The organism is Massilia genomosp. 1, from assembly GCF_011682185.1.
GTDB classification, from domain to species: Bacteria; Pseudomonadota; Gammaproteobacteria; order Burkholderiales; family Burkholderiaceae_D; genus Telluria_A; species Telluria_A rubra.
In genome coordinates this window covers 1-300 of sequence record NZ_WHJF01000513.1, presented here as the reverse complement: position 1 = coordinate 300, position 300 = coordinate 1, and the positions used below count along the sequence as shown (strand labels likewise).

The following is a 300-nucleotide window of genomic DNA, read 5'->3' as shown; positions in this document are numbered from 1 at the left end:
GGCCCGAGCCCCTGAACGCCGACGCGCGCCGCACCATGACGCGCGTATTTACGCGTTTTAAGACCGGGATGTAATCATTTTGCCTGCATACCGGCGTATGTCCGATAAAATTGCGGCTTTGCCTATTCTTTCATCATTCATATGACGATTGCACAACCCGCAAGCCCGCAGCCATTTCTCCTGATCCGCAACCTCGTCAAGGCCTTTGACGGCGTGCGCGCCGTGAACGACATTTCGCTCGCCATCAACAAGGGCGAGATCTTCGCGCTGCTGGGCAGCTCCGGCTGCGGCAAGTCGACC

At 58.0% G+C, this 300-nt stretch carries 1 protein-coding gene; it reads left to right on the top strand.

Translation table 11 applies throughout. The features are described from left to right. Positions 1–141 precede the first annotated feature (141 nt). Positions 142–300, top strand: a 159-nt coding sequence (locus tag F1735_RS34715; protein ID WP_167241600.1) for an ATP-binding cassette domain-containing protein, incomplete at its 3' end; no start/stop codon positions are given.